Source organism: Priestia sp. 53B2 (assembly GCF_056099005.1).
The window spans coordinates 552,978-569,161 of record NZ_JBLZXA010000020.1; the positions used below are offsets into that span (position 1 = coordinate 552,978).

General features: G+C 38.6%; 18 protein-coding genes, 1 pseudogene and 1 riboswitch. Of the genes and pseudogenes, 9 read left to right on the forward strand and 10 right to left on the reverse strand.

Translation table 11 applies throughout. The annotated features are described in order from the left end of the window. Window positions 1-169 precede the first annotated feature (169 nt). The gene (locus ACN6NE_RS16930; RefSeq protein ID WP_129706980.1) at window positions 170-1,045 is read right to left on the reverse strand and encodes an aldose 1-epimerase family protein; all 876 of its coding nucleotides are present in this window, start codon (window positions 1,043-1,045) and stop codon (window positions 170-172) included. A gap of 141 nt (window positions 1,046-1,186) precedes the next feature. Here ACN6NE_RS16930 and ACN6NE_RS16935 point away from each other — a divergent pair, with 141 nt between their 5' ends. Then, a complete protein-coding gene (locus ACN6NE_RS16935; RefSeq protein ID WP_129706982.1) occupies window positions 1,187-1,633 on the forward strand; it encodes a YndM family protein in 447 nt (148 codons plus the stop codon). Window positions 1,634-1,669: 36 nt separating this feature from the next. On the opposite strand, the gene lepB is transcribed toward ACN6NE_RS16935, so the two are convergent. From lepB to ACN6NE_RS16950, 3 genes are all read right to left on the reverse strand, one after another. Next, window positions 1,670-2,221 carry a signal peptidase I gene (gene lepB, locus ACN6NE_RS16940; protein ID WP_013055900.1) on the reverse strand — a complete coding sequence of 184 codons (552 nt, stop codon included), beginning with the start codon at window positions 2,219-2,221 and terminating at the stop codon, window positions 1,670-1,672. 190 nt (window positions 2,222-2,411) lie between these two features. Next, window positions 2,412-2,747, reverse strand: a complete 336-nt coding sequence (locus ACN6NE_RS16945; protein ID WP_014461129.1) for a LapA family protein — start codon at window positions 2,745-2,747, stop codon at window positions 2,412-2,414. 392 nt (window positions 2,748-3,139) lie between these two features. Then, window positions 3,140-3,478, reverse strand: coding sequence for a YmaF family protein (locus ACN6NE_RS16950; protein ID WP_013055902.1), 339 nt, complete (start codon window positions 3,476-3,478; stop codon window positions 3,140-3,142). A 253-nt stretch (window positions 3,479-3,731) separates the two neighbouring features. Between ACN6NE_RS16950 and ACN6NE_RS16955 the strand changes: the two genes are divergently transcribed. Next, window positions 3,732-4,139 carry a DUF1259 domain-containing protein gene (locus tag ACN6NE_RS16955; protein WP_129706984.1) on the forward strand — a complete coding sequence of 136 codons (408 nt, stop codon included), beginning with the start codon at window positions 3,732-3,734 and terminating at the stop codon, window positions 4,137-4,139. Window positions 4,140-4,350: 211 nt separating this feature from the next. Here ACN6NE_RS16955 and ACN6NE_RS16960 read toward each other — a convergent pair whose 3' ends face one another. After that, a complete protein-coding gene (locus ACN6NE_RS16960) occupies window positions 4,351-5,103 on the reverse strand; it encodes a M48 family metallopeptidase (protein ID WP_129706986.1) in 753 nt (250 codons plus the stop codon). Between the two features lie 698 nt (window positions 5,104-5,801). On the opposite strand from ACN6NE_RS16960, the gene ACN6NE_RS16965 reads away from it, so the two are divergent. From ACN6NE_RS16965 to ACN6NE_RS16980, 4 genes are all read left to right on the forward strand, one after another. Continuing rightward, window positions 5,802-6,308, forward strand: a complete 507-nt coding sequence (locus tag ACN6NE_RS16965; RefSeq protein WP_474326086.1) for a GNAT family N-acetyltransferase — start codon at window positions 5,802-5,804, stop codon at window positions 6,306-6,308. 47 nt (window positions 6,309-6,355) lie between these two features. After that, a complete protein-coding gene (locus ACN6NE_RS16970; RefSeq protein WP_474326088.1) occupies window positions 6,356-7,510 on the forward strand; it encodes an amidohydrolase in 1,155 nt (384 codons plus the stop codon). Between the two features lie 63 nt (window positions 7,511-7,573). Continuing rightward, window positions 7,574-7,675, forward strand: a riboswitch (SAM riboswitch). A gap of 67 nt (window positions 7,676-7,742) precedes the next feature. Next, window positions 7,743-7,985: a hypothetical protein gene (locus tag ACN6NE_RS16975; RefSeq protein ID WP_028414204.1), complete on the forward strand. Its 243-nt coding sequence runs from the start codon at window positions 7,743-7,745 to the stop codon at window positions 7,983-7,985. A 469-nt stretch (window positions 7,986-8,454) separates the two neighbouring features. Next, window positions 8,455-10,068, forward strand: a complete 1,614-nt coding sequence (locus ACN6NE_RS16980) for a M20/M25/M40 family metallo-hydrolase (RefSeq protein WP_474326091.1) — start codon at window positions 8,455-8,457, stop codon at window positions 10,066-10,068. Between the two features lie 18 nt (window positions 10,069-10,086). Here the strand turns inward: ACN6NE_RS16980 and ACN6NE_RS16985 are convergent, their stop codons facing one another. Then, window positions 10,087-10,884, reverse strand: coding sequence for a VOC family protein (locus ACN6NE_RS16985; protein ID WP_474326094.1), 798 nt, complete (start codon window positions 10,882-10,884; stop codon window positions 10,087-10,089). Window positions 10,885-11,031: 147 nt separating this feature from the next. Further along, entirely contained in the window at window positions 11,032-11,415 is a 384-nt protein-coding gene (locus ACN6NE_RS16990; RefSeq protein ID WP_129706998.1) for a CotG/ExsB N-terminal domain-containing protein, read from the reverse strand. 113 nt (window positions 11,416-11,528) lie between these two features. On the opposite strand from ACN6NE_RS16990, the gene ACN6NE_RS16995 reads away from it, so the two are divergent. Then, a complete protein-coding gene (locus ACN6NE_RS16995; protein WP_129707000.1) occupies window positions 11,529-11,975 on the forward strand; it encodes a GNAT family N-acetyltransferase in 447 nt (148 codons plus the stop codon). Window positions 11,976-12,273: 298 nt separating this feature from the next. Here ACN6NE_RS16995 and ACN6NE_RS17000 read toward each other — a convergent pair whose 3' ends face one another. Further along, the gene (locus tag ACN6NE_RS17000; protein ID WP_474326098.1) at window positions 12,274-13,443 is read right to left on the reverse strand and encodes an MFS transporter; all 1,170 of its coding nucleotides are present in this window, start codon (window positions 13,441-13,443) and stop codon (window positions 12,274-12,276) included. A 174-nt stretch (window positions 13,444-13,617) separates the two neighbouring features. Here ACN6NE_RS17000 and ACN6NE_RS17005 point away from each other — a divergent pair, with 174 nt between their 5' ends. After that, window positions 13,618-13,812: a hypothetical protein gene (locus ACN6NE_RS17005; RefSeq protein WP_129707004.1), complete on the forward strand. Its 195-nt coding sequence runs from the start codon at window positions 13,618-13,620 to the stop codon at window positions 13,810-13,812. Window positions 13,813-13,843: 31 nt separating this feature from the next. On the opposite strand, the gene ACN6NE_RS17010 is transcribed toward ACN6NE_RS17005, so the two are convergent. Together ACN6NE_RS17010 and ACN6NE_RS17015 are read right to left on the reverse strand one after the other, a co-directional pair. Continuing rightward, the gene (locus ACN6NE_RS17010; protein WP_013055916.1) at window positions 13,844-15,145 is read right to left on the reverse strand and encodes an NCS2 family permease; all 1,302 of its coding nucleotides are present in this window, start codon (window positions 15,143-15,145) and stop codon (window positions 13,844-13,846) included. Between the two features lie 219 nt (window positions 15,146-15,364). Continuing rightward, window positions 15,365-15,541: an ATP-binding protein gene (locus ACN6NE_RS17015; protein ID WP_240702621.1), complete on the reverse strand. Its 177-nt coding sequence runs from the start codon at window positions 15,539-15,541 to the stop codon at window positions 15,365-15,367. 19 nt (window positions 15,542-15,560) lie between these two features. Between ACN6NE_RS17015 and ACN6NE_RS17020 the strand changes: the two are divergent. After that, window positions 15,561-16,184, forward strand: a pseudogene (locus ACN6NE_RS17020) (ATP-binding cassette domain-containing protein); the annotation flags it as partial.

Genomic DNA, 16,184 nt, shown 5'->3' on the forward strand with positions numbered 1-16,184 from the left:
TGATTGGAAGGCAAGGCGAAGACTCCTGCGGGAAAAGCGGAATAGCCGAGACCCCGCAGGAGCGGAAAGCGAAGTCTTGCACGTAAATCAACAGCGGTGTAACACACGGTCCAGATCATTGACCCCATTTGTTCGTCTCAAGATTGGATTGATTTTGTTATGTGTTGAATTAGCTAAAGGAAACAGAGAACTCTGTTTGAAATACACCGTCTTTTGATAAACGGTTGATGCCTAATTTTTCTTTGAAATTTCCGTTGTGGTCATGCGTATCTGCAATTCCAAACCAAGGTTCGATGCAAAGAAATGGAGCGATTGTATGATTTTCTGCATCATACTTTGACCAAATACCGACATAAGGGAAATCATTAAACTGAACGTTAATTTGATTTTCATTAACCGGCGATTTAATCGTAATTCCATCAATATGGCTAAAAATTAACGCATCATTTGCAAATAAATCTGCGCTTAGCGGCAGTTGGTGCAGATTTTCTGCAGCTCCTTTTTCATGAATAAGAGCGTCTTTTAACACAAATTCCTTCGGCGTAGTTTCAGAAGGCTCTATTTCTAAAAAGTAATCAGAAATCTGCTCGTTTTCACGTAATGGAATACGAAAAGCAGGGTGGGCTCCAATTGAAAAATACATATCGCCTTTATTCTCATTCACTACTTTCCACTGAAACGTTAATCTGTTGTTTTCCAGATGGTAGCTAATTTCAACTGAACATTCAAACGGATATACGTCTTTAAAGCGGCCGTTTGTAGCAAATTGCAGCCGTGCTGTTTCGTTTGTTTGTTCGATCACGCTGAAAGCAGAATCACGTAAAAAACCGTGCTGTGGCAAAGAGTATTCGCGCTGATCAACGGTATAATGATCATTTTTTAATCTGCCTACGATTGGAAACAATACGGGCGATACTCGTCCCCAATAAGCGGGGTTTCCGCTCCACATGAACTGCAGGTCTTTTTCTTTATGAAATACTTCTACAACTTCCGCTCCTTTTTCTTGAATGCTGACTTTCATTTGGCTATTTTCTAGTACAATCATTACAACATCTCCCAAATCATTCTTGTACGATCGAGCAGCCTCAAACGTACTGGCTTTGCCTATATTATACCCTTCTTGGCAAAAAAGGTATTAATTTCCCTATTTTTGTTCAAATTAATATAGAAAAAGGAGGGTTCAAATATGAATCATGCAACATTATTGCTTATTAAATTTGCAGCGGCACTTATTGCGTTTGGTATAGGCCTTGATTTGTTTTTTGATGCAACCATTGGAGACATTATTTCTTTTAGCTTGCTAACGACAGTTGTGACATATCTAGTAGTGGATCGAATTGTACTGCCTCGAGTGGGCAATCGCGACGCCATTATTGTTGAATTTGTTCTAAGCTATATGAGCGTATGGATTTTTGGCACATTGTTATTAGACAGCTACGTTCAAATTGCTTGGGGAAGCATTATTTCTGCAGCTATTATTACATTTGCCGAGGTTTTTGTTCACCGCTACTTATTCAACCATATTGAAACGAAACATACAGCGAGAACGCGTCCGGCTTTTAAGCGAAAACTAGCGTATGACACAGAATTTGCAGAAGAACAGCCTGTAGAAAACAAGGAAAATCCAAAATAAAAAGAAAGCTCGCTTTTGAGCTTTCTTTTTTATGTGTTAATGCATAAAAGTCATTTCCTTTAAAGGCCAGTATTTCATATTGACTTCTCCCATGATCGAAGAAATCGGAGTGAGGCCAAAATGCCTGCCATCTCGGCTAATGCGTCTGTTGTCACCTAACACTAATACGTATCCATCCGGTATCGTGCCGTCTGGAGACAGTTCATACGTGGAAAAATTTTCAGTAAATCGCTCGTAAGCGGGCACTTTGGATAAATATTTATGAAGATGCGGCTCTTTTTTGACTTTGTTATTTATATACAGAACATCATCTTTGTATTCGACCGTTTCTCCTGGTAAGCCCACGATACGCTTTACTAGAAAATCACTGCTATAGGGAGCTTGCAAAACGACAATGTCAAAGCGCTCCAGCTTGCTGTGTTTGTTAATAATAATTCGATTGCCTTCGTGCAAAATAGGCTTCATAGAATCGCCTTTTACAGTGTAGGGCTGAAACCAATAGTGCTGAACGACAACAGAAAGCAAAACGGTGCCGAGGATGACGCTTGTGTATGTAAGAATTTCACGCTTTATTTTTTTATTGACCATAATGGATGAACACCTTCTTAACGATAAGACTGTCAATTTAAGTTTTTCATAGAGATATAACAGTGTTGATTGTACCATTCAGAACTAAAGTTTTCCATATCTATCTGTTTATGCGTGTATGCCAAAAATATGCTTGGCGGAACAAAAAATGAAAAGAGCCGCTATTCTAGAGAATAACGGCTCTTCTTTATTATAACTGAGCGCGCTCAGTTCGAGTAGCTGGTTGATTTGGCTCTTCTTCCACAACAGGCTCAACAGGCTTATGCTGCTTGATTTCTTCTTCCAGCTCAGCAATTCGCTTGTTTTTCTGTTTCACTTGTCCTCTTAGTTGAACAATTTTTACAAAGCTCAATGAAGCAGCAACTACTCCTCCAAACACAGCCGTTGTTAAGATAATTAAAATAAGAGGCCATTTTTGTGAACCAAATACATAGTTGAATTGTACCGGATCATTGTTAATTACAGCTAAAACAGCAATGATAAGAGCAAATATAAGTCCTAAAATAAAAAAGCTCTGTCCTTTCATAAGCTGCACTTCCTTTCTTTACATGGTCATTACAACTTTTATAGCGTAACCACTCATCTTAAGTGTTTGCTATCTTGCTTATAGGTATACGTATCCACATTTAAACAAAATCAAACATTTTCTTGATTATATATCTTTCTTTTAAAACACAATATATCGATTGGTGTAGAAACTTTGACATGTCCGAAGACCTGGTATGTCGAATTTTTGGAATAAAGAGCTCGCTTATCCTTTTTTGCTTAAGCAGGGGGAGAGACTTTCATTTAAATCATATATGTATAAAGAGACCTTTATCTATTAAAGGCCTCACTTTTAATAAAGGGGTATATAAATGTAAGGTAAAAATCAGTACAGAAGCTGAGACTTTGGCTTAAGTGCATTAAATTATTTCATTATCTATCGCCCGGCGCAGGATGGTCTACACCTTTGACATGATGCCGATGCTGGTTGTCTTCGCTGGTGTAAAAGTCATAATAGTGAACATGCATACCGTTGCCAATGGGAATAGCGGGACCAGAGTAGGCTTTGTAATGATGTGTATGTCCGTCTTCAAAAACAACATAGCCTTCTGTATAGTGAATGTGGCTTCCATCCTCGCTTTGAATTGGAGGAGACGTTACATCGAGGCACTGATGGACATGTCCTGACGCAACAGAAGTGTAGTCCACTGAGCCATGATTATGATGAGGAACAAACCCTGAAATAAAATCATCCTTGCCTATTTTTTTCATTTTACTTCCCCCTACAAATTCAATTTAAAAAAACTGTTTAAATAAATACTTTAAATGAGCATCTGAATTTCTCTTTTTAATTAAATTCAAAAATACATGCTATTGATATGAACAAAGAAAAATAAATATGACTTTTGATAATCAGGATTTATAAAATGGGTAGTTTTCCTGTGTATTTGCCGTTCCTACTTGATAACTTTCACATATATTTATTAAGGAAGGACAAGTTATTATAAGAGAGGAAGTCAGCATAATGAGTTGGGAAAATAAAAAGAGTCTGTGTCAGGAGTTTGCGAGAATTCTAGGTGGACAAGGCAGTTTAGATGAAAATGGCGTTTGTTTGGTACAAAAGTTTCGTACGATTCGTTTTAAAATTTTAGGGCGTCCAACACGCTCTCCATTAGTTACCCCTCAATTTTTCACTTTTGAAGATTTAGACAGCAAAGGAAGAGCGCTAAATCTAGGTGAAACCGTGCTTTTGCAAGAAGAAGTAAATCCATTATTAACGGAGCTTAGAAAAAGAGATATTAAGGTTACGGCCGTTCACAACCATTGGCTATTTGAAGAGCCGAGAGCAATGTATATGCATTTTGAATCCGTAGAGCCACCGTTAGATTTTGCACGAAAAATAAGAGAAGCGTTTAGAGTATTAAAAGGATAGAAAGCAGTTTTTTATAGAATCAGTTTAGTCTTACTTACTGCTTTTAAAATTAGATTAATAAAACTTTAAACATGTATATTATATATTTGTTTATAAACTGCACTTGAATGAACCTATCAGGTTAACTAATTTTTGAGCAGTGAGATTATTCGAGTACTTCTATCCAAATAAAAAAAGCACGCGTTCGCCGCGTGCTTTTTTATGTATAAACTTAAAATGCGTTGAGGGTATTATCGCTTAACCACTGTTTGCGTTCAGCTGCATCTTCGAATAACTCATCTGCATTTGTAAATTGAGAAGCAATGACATATTCAATTGTTGCAAGAGGAGCTGTTAGCAAACGCCAGTTTAATACGATTGTATTATCTTGAGTTGTAGCGTATTCTTCACCTAACTCGTCCCATTTAACAGATTCAGGAGCATTGTCTGCTGCTTTTTTAACAGATTTCAAAGCTTCTTGGAATTTTTCACCTGCGCGGCCTTGGTACCATTCTGTTAATAGTTGTCCAATACCTTCATTTGTTTGCTGCTCGTTCCAGATTTCAGGTACTGTAGCAATGAATTTTGCACGGAATGTCATTTCAGCCTTTGCTACATCTCCACGAACGATGTTTAAGCGGTATTGACGTCCTAGGTAAGGGAATTTGTCTCCCTCTTCAAAAGAACCAGTTTTAGCTGCAGAAGCTGCTGCTTTAGGAGCCTCTTTTTTAGCTGTTTCTTTTTTTACTGCTTCTTTCTTTGGAGCAGCTGGCTTTTCCTCAGCTGGCTGTGAACCGTTTAGTTGTTTTAAAATCCATGTTGCTTTGCGTGCGATGATTGAACGCACATTGTTTTCATTAAGACCTCTTGGGATAATAACTTTTACCCCTTCTTTGTCACAAATTTGCACCGTGATATCGGTTCTATTTGGAACGACTTCAATTTTGTAGTCAATTGTTTGATTGCCTGTTTGATACGTATACATAAAATTTTTCGTACTCCTTTCTACAAATCTTCATTTTATAAGCAAAGGTAGAGTTTGGTCAAATGAAAGAATAATCAGACAGTTATCAACTGCTGTTGCAGCGCCTTGCAGAATGATATGTATTCCAATATTTAGTGGAAAAGCGCCAATAATAATTGCTTCAATTTTTCTTTAGTTTTTACAAAAACATATAAAAATATGCCGATACTACTAATATAGATTAGACATTCTATGTCTTTAGATGGTATAGGGAATGAAAAATAAAAAAAGCGTTTAAAAGTTTACATGTGAAATGCTATATAGGATGGTCATAACACTTACTGTAATTGAAGTGACAAATTATTATCTTATTATGAAACAAGAGCAAGCAGCCTCGATTATGCTAGTGATTACATTTCTGTTTGCTTTTCTTACAACTACCGTGTTCTATTTTATCATACGTCGCACTATAATTGCGGTTGAAAATTTAACGAAAGTAATGAAAGGGGTTTCGTAAGGGGATTTATTGATATTTGTTCAGTATAATAAACTGTAAGTATTGGTTTTTATGATAGCTTTCATAGAAAGAGATAATGAAAATTGACACGTTATAAAAGCAGTTGTATAGTGAGTACGCAAGGCGGCAGTCTGTCTTTTTTAATTCTTAGTAAACTTATAAGTTAAATAAATATTTAAGCACTACATAAGGAGACGAAGAGATGAAAAATGAATTCCGTTTAGCAACAAATGACGACGCAGATAACTTATTGAACTTAACTCTACAAGCATATAAGCCTATTCGAGAGCTAGGCATTCCTTTCTTAGCAGCTACTGCTGATCTTGCCCTCGTTAAGAAAAATATTTCTCAAAACCTTTGCTATGTATATGAAGAAGATAAAAGAATCGCTGCAACTGTGTCTATACGAATGCCTTGGGGAGAACATCCAGGTCCGTTTGCTGTTCCGCACCTTTGGTGGTTTGCAGTATACCCGTCGTTTGCCAGGAAAGGCGTTGGATCTAAGCTGCTGCATCTAGTAGAGGAAGAGGTAATAAAAAATACGTTTAAATCACCAGGTGTGTCTTTAGGAACAGCAAAAGAACATCCTTGGTTAGTTGAGATGTATGAACGAAAAGGATATGTTCAAGCTAAAGAAAAGCACCTTGCAGAAGGTTATAAGACCGTGTTTCTTTATAAAAAATTCAATGAGGTACACTCTTCGTCGTAAAAGATAGAGAAGTGATACAAATTAAGAAATGTGAAAGAGTGATAAATATGACAGATCAATTACTACTAAATGAGTTAATAGACATACGCCGTGAGCTGCACCGGTTTCCAGAGCTTTCAATGAAAGAATATGAGACAACTAAACGTATTAAAAAGTGGTTAAAACACTATGAAATTTCTATAGCGGATGCATTCCCATTAGACGTAGGAGCAGTAGCAGAAATTGTGGGAGGAAAGCCGGGACCTACTATCGCTATTCGAGCTGATATTGATGCGCTGCCAATTGAAGAAAAAACCAATCTGCCATTTGCTTCTGAAGTGAACGGTGTTATGCACGCATGCGGCCATGATTTTCATACGGCTTCTATAATCGGAGCAGCCATTCTTCTTAAAGAGCGTCAGCAGGAGCTTTGCGGTACGGTTCGATTTATCTTTCAACCAGCCGAAGAAACAGCTTCTGGGGCAAAAATGCTAGTTGAAAAAGGTGTGCTCGAAGGAGTGGCAGCGATATTTGGGATGCATAACAAACCGGATCTTCCTGTAGGAACCATTGGTATCAAACCAGGACCTTTAATGGCAAGTGTTGATCGTTTTGAAATTGACGTCAAAGGAGTAGGAGGTCACGCGGGTATTCCTGAAAAAACAATAGATCCGATTGCTGCTGCTGGTCAAATTGTTACTAGTTTACAAACCATTGTCAGCCGTAATCTCAGCCCATTTCAAAATGTTGTTGTCAGCATAACTCAAATCCACGGAGGGAGCTCGTGGAACGTCATTCCTGACAAAGTAACGCTTGAAGGAACGGTGCGTACCTTTCAAGAAGAAGCGAGAGAAAAAATACCGGCTCTTATGAAACGAACTGCTGAAGGGATTGGTGCAGCTTTCGGGGCTTCAGTAGACGTTAAATGGTATCCATACCTTCCTGTAGTAAACAATGATGATACGCTGGAAAAACTGGCTATCAAAGCGGCAGAGGATCTTAGTTATCAAGTCGTAGAAGCTGAACAATCGCCTGGAGGAGAAGATTTTGCCGTATATCAGCAGCATGTATCAGGATTTTTTGTATGGATGGGTACAGCTGGAGAATATGAATGGCATCATCCTTCTTTTTCATTAAATGAAGAGGCATTACTTGTAGCAGCTTCTTATTTTGCTAATCTAAGCTTTCATTTTTTGAATTCATTCCATTACCCGAAAAATTAAAATATTTTTATTTTTCTATTTACGCGGATGGAATTATTTGATAAAATAAATTTCAAATTAAAAAAGTTATCACGAGTGGACGAGAGATCTGGCTCTTTGACTCCACAGCAACCTACGAATGTAAGGTGCTCCTACCAGCAAAGCATGTGCTTTGGGTGATAAAACGGGTGAAAAACTCATTTTGCATCAAAGCAAAATGAGTTTTTTTATTTTTCTAAAAGGAGAGGGTTTTATGAGTCATACAGCAGTTGCAGCACATACAGGAGAGAAAGCATTAAAGGAAGCAGTGAAATTATTAGGAAAGCATTATCAAGTAGCTTATCGCGAATTGGAAACATTTTATGAAATTGTGGTCGAAAACCATGTTCGTACATATGCTGTAGGCATAGATATTAAAGATGTACAAAAAGCAAATGAACTAGAAATTTATTCATCATGCTGTTCCAAGCTTGAGCGAGTAGGCTGTCTTTTATAGAAGAAGTCTACTCGCGCCTCTATTTTTTAAGTGTTTTTAAATAGAAAGCATGGTTTTTGACAAGCAAAGAATCTGGTGGGTATAATCAATACTCACTAGGTTTTAAAATTAATCATAAATTGTCGAAATTTTTACACAAATTAAAGGTTACATTCGAAATGAATTGTGGTATGTTATAAAACAAGAATATTTTATGAAAGGAGCATTGAAATGGAAATGTCTCTTGAACACGGAAACGATGCAGGAAGCGAACAGCTTATTGATCGTATCCTAGACTTTTTAGAAGATGACGAAAAGTAAAAAAAGAGTGTGCGGTGCTATCCCTAGCCGCGCACTCTTTTTTTATCATGTGCGTAAAGGCAGCGCCATACTATGATACATAAGGATAGAATGAAAGGGTCTCTGTCAAAGGGATTGACGAATGGTTTTGTTTGATAGAAAATTTAGAAAAAGGAAAGAGATGAAGGGTATGTCGAACAAAACATCTTTGTATCAAACAAAAGAACAGTTAAAAAAACTTGTAAGCGAATTGGTTTCTATACCTAGCGTGACAGGAACGATGGCAGAAGTGGAAATGGCTGAATCGATAGCGTCGTGTTTATTGAAGCTGCCTTACTTTCAAAAAAACGAGCAAGTCGAGCTTCATTCAACAGGAGACGGGCGATCGATTGTCACAGCTTTTGTTCAAGGGAAAAATACCAATAAAACAGTTGTACTAGTAAGTCATTACGATGTAGTGGATGTACAAGATTATGGACAGTGGAAAAAGGATGCTTTTCACGCTGATACATTAACGAGTACTTTTTATAATCATATGGAACAAGTTCCGGCGCATGTACAAAAAGATATGGTAAAAGGAGACTGGCTTTTTGGCCGAGGAACGATGGACATGAAAGCAGGCATTGCCCTGCATATCAGTATGGTTGAACGAGCATGCAACGGAGAGTTTGACGGAAACATCCTGCTGCTGTCGGTACCGGATGAAGAAGTAAATTCGCTTGGGATGAGAAAAGCAGTGCCTGTTCTTTTAGAACTTGCCCGCAAACATCAGCTGGATTTTTCTCTCATGCTAAATGCAGAACCAGTGTTCAGCCGTTATCCTGGAGATCAAACGAACTATGTGTACTCAGGATCGATTGGGAAGATCATGCCAAGCTTTTTGTGTTATGGAAAAGAAACTCATGTAGGGGAACCGCTAGCTGGTTTAAATGCTAATTTACTAGCTTCTTATTTAACAAAAGAAATAGAATTAAACGTTGATTTTTGCGAAAAAGTAAGAGATGAAACGAGTCCACCTCCTACGGTGCTGATACAAAAAGATTTAAAAGAAGAGTATTCAGTTCAAGTTCCGCACTCTGCCGTTGTATTATTTAATTTATTTATGTTAAACCGCTCTCTTAAAGAAGTAACAGATCTGCTGTTGAAATCGGCTGACAAAGCGGCTTTGAATGTAAAAAAACATTATAATAAAGCCGCTAGGCATTACGCTGCGGGAATGGAGGGTTCATCTCTTGACGTGAACGTATGGACGTATGAAGAACTTTATACTCATGCAGTCAAACAGCACGGTGAAAAATATGTGCAAGAAATGGAAGCAGCACTTTTAGCACAAGAGGATGATGACAGAAATAAAACCATTAAATTAGTAAACTCTTTAGCTGGTTTATGTAAAGAAGCAGCTCCGATGATGGTCTTATTTTTTACGCCGCCTTTTTATCCGGCCGTTTGTTCACATGATGATCCGTTTGTACAAGAGATTTTGTCAAACGTACAGGCAACTGCCAAAGAGCAATTCCAAGTGGAGCTAGTTGAACAAAGTTATTTTGGCGGAATTTCGGATTTAAGCTATGCCAGCCTGCAGCATCCGCTTCATACATTTAACACGTTAGTAGCAAATATGCCGCTATGGAATAAAGGGTATCATATCCCGCTAGAAGAGCTAGAGGAGCTGAAGATGCCGGTGCTGAACATTGGACCGCTGGGAAGAGATGCGCATCAATGGACCGAAAGATTAGATGTTCAGTATTCCTTTGAAATTTTGCCTCATTTCATTTATCAAGCTATAAAAGAAGCACAGAAATAAACATCCGTCGGCGGATGTTTATTTGTTGAATTTAAAAGAAGCTCCTTGTACGGTAATTTGTTGCGGTGTTAGAGCGTGATCCAATTCAACCAAAAATGGACGTTCTCCAACTTTTTTTAATGTATCATGGACAACACCTTGTGTTCCGCTGCAAAAAATAAGGTTTCCTCCATTGACATATAGTTTTTGACAACGTGCATCAAGTAAAGAGTCTTTGTAGCTTTCGCCAGACTGAACGTCCAGCAGTTTCGTCCACTTGCTGATGGATTCTTCGAGGTTATGTACAGCACAGTAAATATTTTTTAGCTGCAGCTGACCAGCTTGGTGGGAAGAAAGAGCCGCTAGCTTTGGCTTGCGTTTTTCTTCTGGTTCACCCCATTCAATAAAAAAAGGAAGAGGCAGGGAATCGTGGTCAGCTTCAATAAAACACATTTTCCATTGAAGTCTTTCTCCATCATTGGTTTGACGAGAACCCGCTACAGGACCTTTTACAGTGACATTCTTGCTTTCCAGCTCTTTTATTAGCAAATCCATATCATCTGTACGGAGTGCAAATCGACCAAAATGACCAACCGGTGTATGTTCGTTAACAAGCTGCTGAATAAGGTTATTATCTGTAACGCTTTGAGCTAACGCGATATCTCTAAGCCCAAGCCATTCAATATAGCTGAGGTTAAAATAAGCCAACGTGTTAAAAGTGCCCCATTTTTCATGGATGCCGCCTTTAATGACATTTATTCCGTATTCGTTTAGTTCTTTCTGAGCTTTAATAGGATCAGGTGAAAAATGAACAAGATGATCAAAAGATAAGCGCATGGCTAGGCCTCCTTTTAAGAGAGATTCTTTCCCATTATTATACGTTGTTTTCTTTTTCAAGAAGAGTAAAACGAATGATTATGTAAAATAAAAATCTTAAAAAAAGCAAGCCGCGTATGTTTTAAACTCGACTTGCTTTAGATTTATTTAGCGACGACAGCCATGCCCTTTAAAGCAGCAGCCAAATGATTTATTAAACCATGGATATGAGCAGCAAGGTGAACCGCAGCGACAGCGGCGACGGCTAGAACGACGAGTAGTGCGACGAGTAGAACGGCGAGTAGTGCGACGAGTAGTGCGGCGAGTAGTGCGGCGAGTAGTGCGACGAGTAGTGCGGCGAGTAGTGCGACGAGTAGTGCGGCGAGTAGTGCGGCGAGTAGTGCGACGAGTAGTGCGACGAGTAGAACGGCGAGTAGAACGACGACGAGAGCGTCTGTGAAGAGCAGTTGGCTCTTGGTACATAAATGTTTCAAGCTCAGTAGAAGCAATCGCTTCTGTTGCTTCTCTAATTCTTTCAGCAGTGATATGCATATAAACACCTCCTGGCTAATTCGGTACATAATACAATATGTACAAGGAAGGCGTTTGGATATAGTGAAAACATGGAATTTGTCTAAATTTGTGAAAGAAATGGAGTGGTTTTCATGCTTCAAATCCTCGAACATCAAAGAGTGGATATCGCTCTTCAAATAGTAGCTGTGCAAGTAGAAGCTTATCAAGAAGAAGCAAGGCTCATTGGTTTTTCAGACATTCCTCAGCTTACAGAAAGCAAAGAAGATATTATGAAAAGCAAGGAAGTGTTTATCGGAGAAATGATTGAAGGTAAGCTAGCAGGAGTGCTGTCGTTTGAAAAAGAAAATGAGCGATTAACGATTTGCCGCCTCGTTGTGAGTCCTCCGTACTTTCGAAAAGGAATCGGAAGCCGTCTTTTAACACATGTACTTCAAAGATATTCGGAATGTGAATGTATGGTGTCTACAGCCGAAAAAAATACACCTGCGATTAAGCTATACGAAGCTCATCGGTTTTCCATTATAAAACGTACTGCAGCTGCTGATAACCTTGTGTTAGTAACGATGAGAAGAGATTGAGACATAGCTAAATTAATCCAAAGAACAACAAATGAGCTACATGAGCTAGTAGGAATTGGCTGTTGATTTCCGTGCAAGACTTCGCTTTCCGCGGGCGGCGCTGAGCCTTCTCGTCGCTTCCGCTCCTGCGGGGTCTCATCTATTCCGCTTATCCCTCAGGAGTCTCCGCTTTGCTCTTCAATCAACACAGCTAGAATACTCATAACAATAAAAAAATCCGAACGCGTTGGATTCTCCATCAAGAATCTCGATTCATCGTTCGGATCTTCTTTTAACTAAAATAATGTTGTTCCAGCCTCTACGATGAGAGTGTTTGTTCAGAATAATCTAGAGCTGTATGACGCTGAATCAGCAGTAAAGCAGCTAAAGTGACAACCGCTCCGATAATAAAAGGCAGCGTCATATTGAGTTTAAAGGCAAATGCACCAAGCAGAGGGCCAAAAATACGCCCTAAGCTATCCATTGAGGCAGTTAGCCCCGAAGCAGAGCCATATCCTACTTTGGTTCTCATCGTAATTAATGAGAGGACACAAGGACGAATAAGGGCATTTCCCGCTGTAAATATGCACAAAAATAAGGTAGCATTAGCGGCACTAGAAGATAACAAAATAGACGTAAATCCTATTGCTGAAACCAATAAGCCAATGGCCATCAGCTTTTTTTCATTTCCTTTTTTAAATCGCTGCAGCACACCGCCTTGAATCAGCGCTTGAGTTAAACCGCTCGCCATAAACATCCATCCGATTGTCGTAGGAGTAGCATTAATTTTTGCTATTTGAAAAAATTGAAAAGTAGCTTCTAAACCAGCGAGCGTAAAAGTCGCTAAAAATGAAAGAACATATAAATACTTCATAGCTCCTTGAAAATCTGACGTGAAGTCATGCCATCTCGATGTCTGTACTTTGGCAACAGATTCTTTTTGTAAAGATTCTTTTAACGTAAAGAATGAGAACGCTGTCATAATCAGTGACAAGATACCAGAGATAACGAAGGGAACAAACAAGCCGAAAGATGAAAGGACGCCGCCTAATGCCGGTCCAAAAATAAAGCCTAAGCCAATCGACATTCCTAACAGTCCCATTGCTTTCGTGCGGTTTTCTTCATCTGTACTATCAGAAGCATATGCAAAAGCACAAGGAATAACCGCGCCTGCGAACAAACCTCCGATGATGCGCGACGTATACATTAAAGTCAGAGAGTTTTCTGCCACCGAAAAAAGAAAAAAGCTTGCGCTAAATCCAAGTAAGCCCCAAAGTAAGATGGGACGCCGACCTTTTATATCGGAAAGCTTCCCCCAAAAAGGTGCAGTAATAAAAGATGCGATCGAATAGCTAGCCATTAGTATTCCTAAATTGACCGTGCTTGCACCCGTGGCACGAATAACTTCAGGTACGATGGGGATGATCACTCCAAAGCCGACAAATACCATAAAAATAACAAACATTAACGTTCCAAGCTGTTTGTTCATATGCAATTAAGCCCCTTTCTCTGTAGAACATGCCGTGAGTTTAGTATACCAAATACAAAGAAGTTTTTTACGTATATTTGGTAAAAAGCGTTTTATTTACAAATGGATAACTATGTTAATATTTTCCTTTTATACTGGGGATGATACAATCAAAAGAAAAGGGACGTGAAGCGATTGCCGATATGGATTGTATTTGCTCGGATCATAGGGGGTCTTTTAGGATTTGGGGCGCTAGCGGATTATATAGCTAAAAAGAGAAGTATCGAGTTAGATCCAGAAGAAGGGATAAAGAATGCTTCTGATGCAGAACAAATCTATGTGGAAAATTATCTTTATCAAACAAAAGAAAATAACAATCACTTTCAATAAAAAAAGCTTGGAGACGAATCTCCAAGCTTTTTTAATGCGGTAAAAAGATGAGCTGATAGAGAAATAAAACAGCAAAGACATACACAAGCGGATGGACTTGTTTTCCTTTTCCTTTTACCAGCTTCATTAACGGATAAGAAATGAAGCCAAGCGCAATTCCTGTTGCAATACTTGATGTAAGAGGCATCGCTAGAACAACTAAAAAGGCAGGGAACGCTTCATCAAAGTCATTCCAATTAATTTTAGCTACAGCACCCATCATTAAGCTTCCGACAATAATTAATGCAGGTGAAGTAATAGCTGCTACGCCAGAAACCGAGCTTACAACCGGACTAAAGAACGCTGCAACAATAAATAAAATGGCTACCGTCACACCTGTTAGACCTGTACGTCCGCCTGCTGCTACACCAGATGAAGATTCAACGTAAGCCGTTGTTGGGCTTGTACCAAATAAAGCTCCAATCGTTGTACCAAATGAGTCAGCAAGCAATGCTTGACGTACGCGAGGCATCTTATTACCTTTCATAAGACCGGCCTGTTGAGCTACTCCTACCATTGTACCTGTTGTATCAAAAATTGTAACAAGTAAGAAAGAAAAAACAACTGTGTACAAATCATGATGAATAACATCTCCAAAAGCAGCAAAAGGATTTGAAATCATTAAGCCGTCTGGAAGGTGAGGAGAAGCAAACAAACCTTTATCAAATGAAAGCTGTCCTCTAAAGAAAGCAATTAATCCCGTAATAATCATACCGAAGAATAAAGCTCCGTTTACATTTAGCGTATATAAAATGATTGTAATCGCAAGTCCAATCAGTGTTAAAACTACTTTTTCAGACTGCAAATCACCAAGTCCAATTAAATTTGATTTATTTGCAACAATAATACCGGCTGAACGAAGCCCGATAAAAGCAATAAATAAACCGATACCAGCACTAATCGCGTGCTTTAAATTGTTTGGAATAGCTTCAATTAATTTTTCACGAAACGATGTTAACGATAGGATGATAAAGATAATACCCGCTACGAATACAGCTGAAAAAGCAGTAGCATAGTCGATACTTCCATTTGAACCAACAACTAGAGCAGCAAAGTATGCATTCATTCCCATACCGGGAGCAATAGCGATTGGATAGTTAGCTGCAAGAGCCATCCATAGCGTAGCTACGACTGCTGAAATAATAGTAGCTGTAAATACTTGATCAAAAGGAACGCCGGCGCTGGACAAAATAACTGGGTTCACAATGACGATATAAATCATGGTTAAAAACGTTGTAATACCAGCTAAAATCTCCGTTTTAGCATCCGTGTTATATTCTTTTAACTTAAACATGAGTAACCTCCAAAAATAACGAACATTAAAAGCAACATGATATATAATATTCGTTTTTTACTTGAAATGCAATAGATTTGCATATAAAAAATCAAAAACTAAAAAAGTGACGATAAAAGAGCTAAAACAAGTGTGAAATATTTCTTTTTTTCGGTGCTTTTTATAGTGTGTGCGTATAGAAGAGGCTCATACGAAAAAAAGCCGCTTGGGCTACAGCGGCTATGTTGCTTGTTTTAAGGCAACGACTATTGGAAATTTTATTTTAATGGAAAGAGTTAAATCGTGATACGTATATTCCAAGCGTCCGTGGTAGTGGGAAACAAGTTCAGAAATGATCCACGTGCCAAGGCCTTCGTGGCGTTCTTTCTTTTCTGTAACATGAAAAGAAGTAAACAAGTGATCTTGACGCTCTCGTGATAAAGGAGCGGGGAAAACAACTCTTTTACGTATGCTGTCGACTGTACTTGAACCATCGGAAGGTAATATATTCATTCACGGAATTAACATTCATAAACAGCCCGATAAAATAAAACAAAGAATTGGCGTGCTTTTTGGCGGTGAAACAGGTTTATACGACCGTTTGACCGCTCGTGAAAACTTAGCTTATTTTGCTAAGTTTTATGGCATGAGCAAACAGGAAACAAAGATAAGGATTGAGGAATTGGCCAAACGTTTTGGAATGAAAGACTACTTGGATCGCCGCGTCGGAGGCTTTTCAAAAGGCATGCGTCAAAAAGTAGCCATTGCACGCACTATTCTTCATAACCCGGGCGTTATCCTATTTGATGAGCCGACTACAGGATTAGATATTACATCCGCAAACATGTTTCGCGAGCTTATTAAAAGTCTGCAAAGAGAAGGAAAAACGATTATTTTTTCCAGTCATATTATGGAAGAAGTGGAGATGCTGTGTCAGTCTATCATCATGATTCATAAAGGAAAAATGATTTATCAAGGAACAAATGAACAGCTGTATAAAGAAGAGGAAAGTACAGACTTAAACTACATCTTTATGTCGCGTATCGTGAGGGGCGCTTAA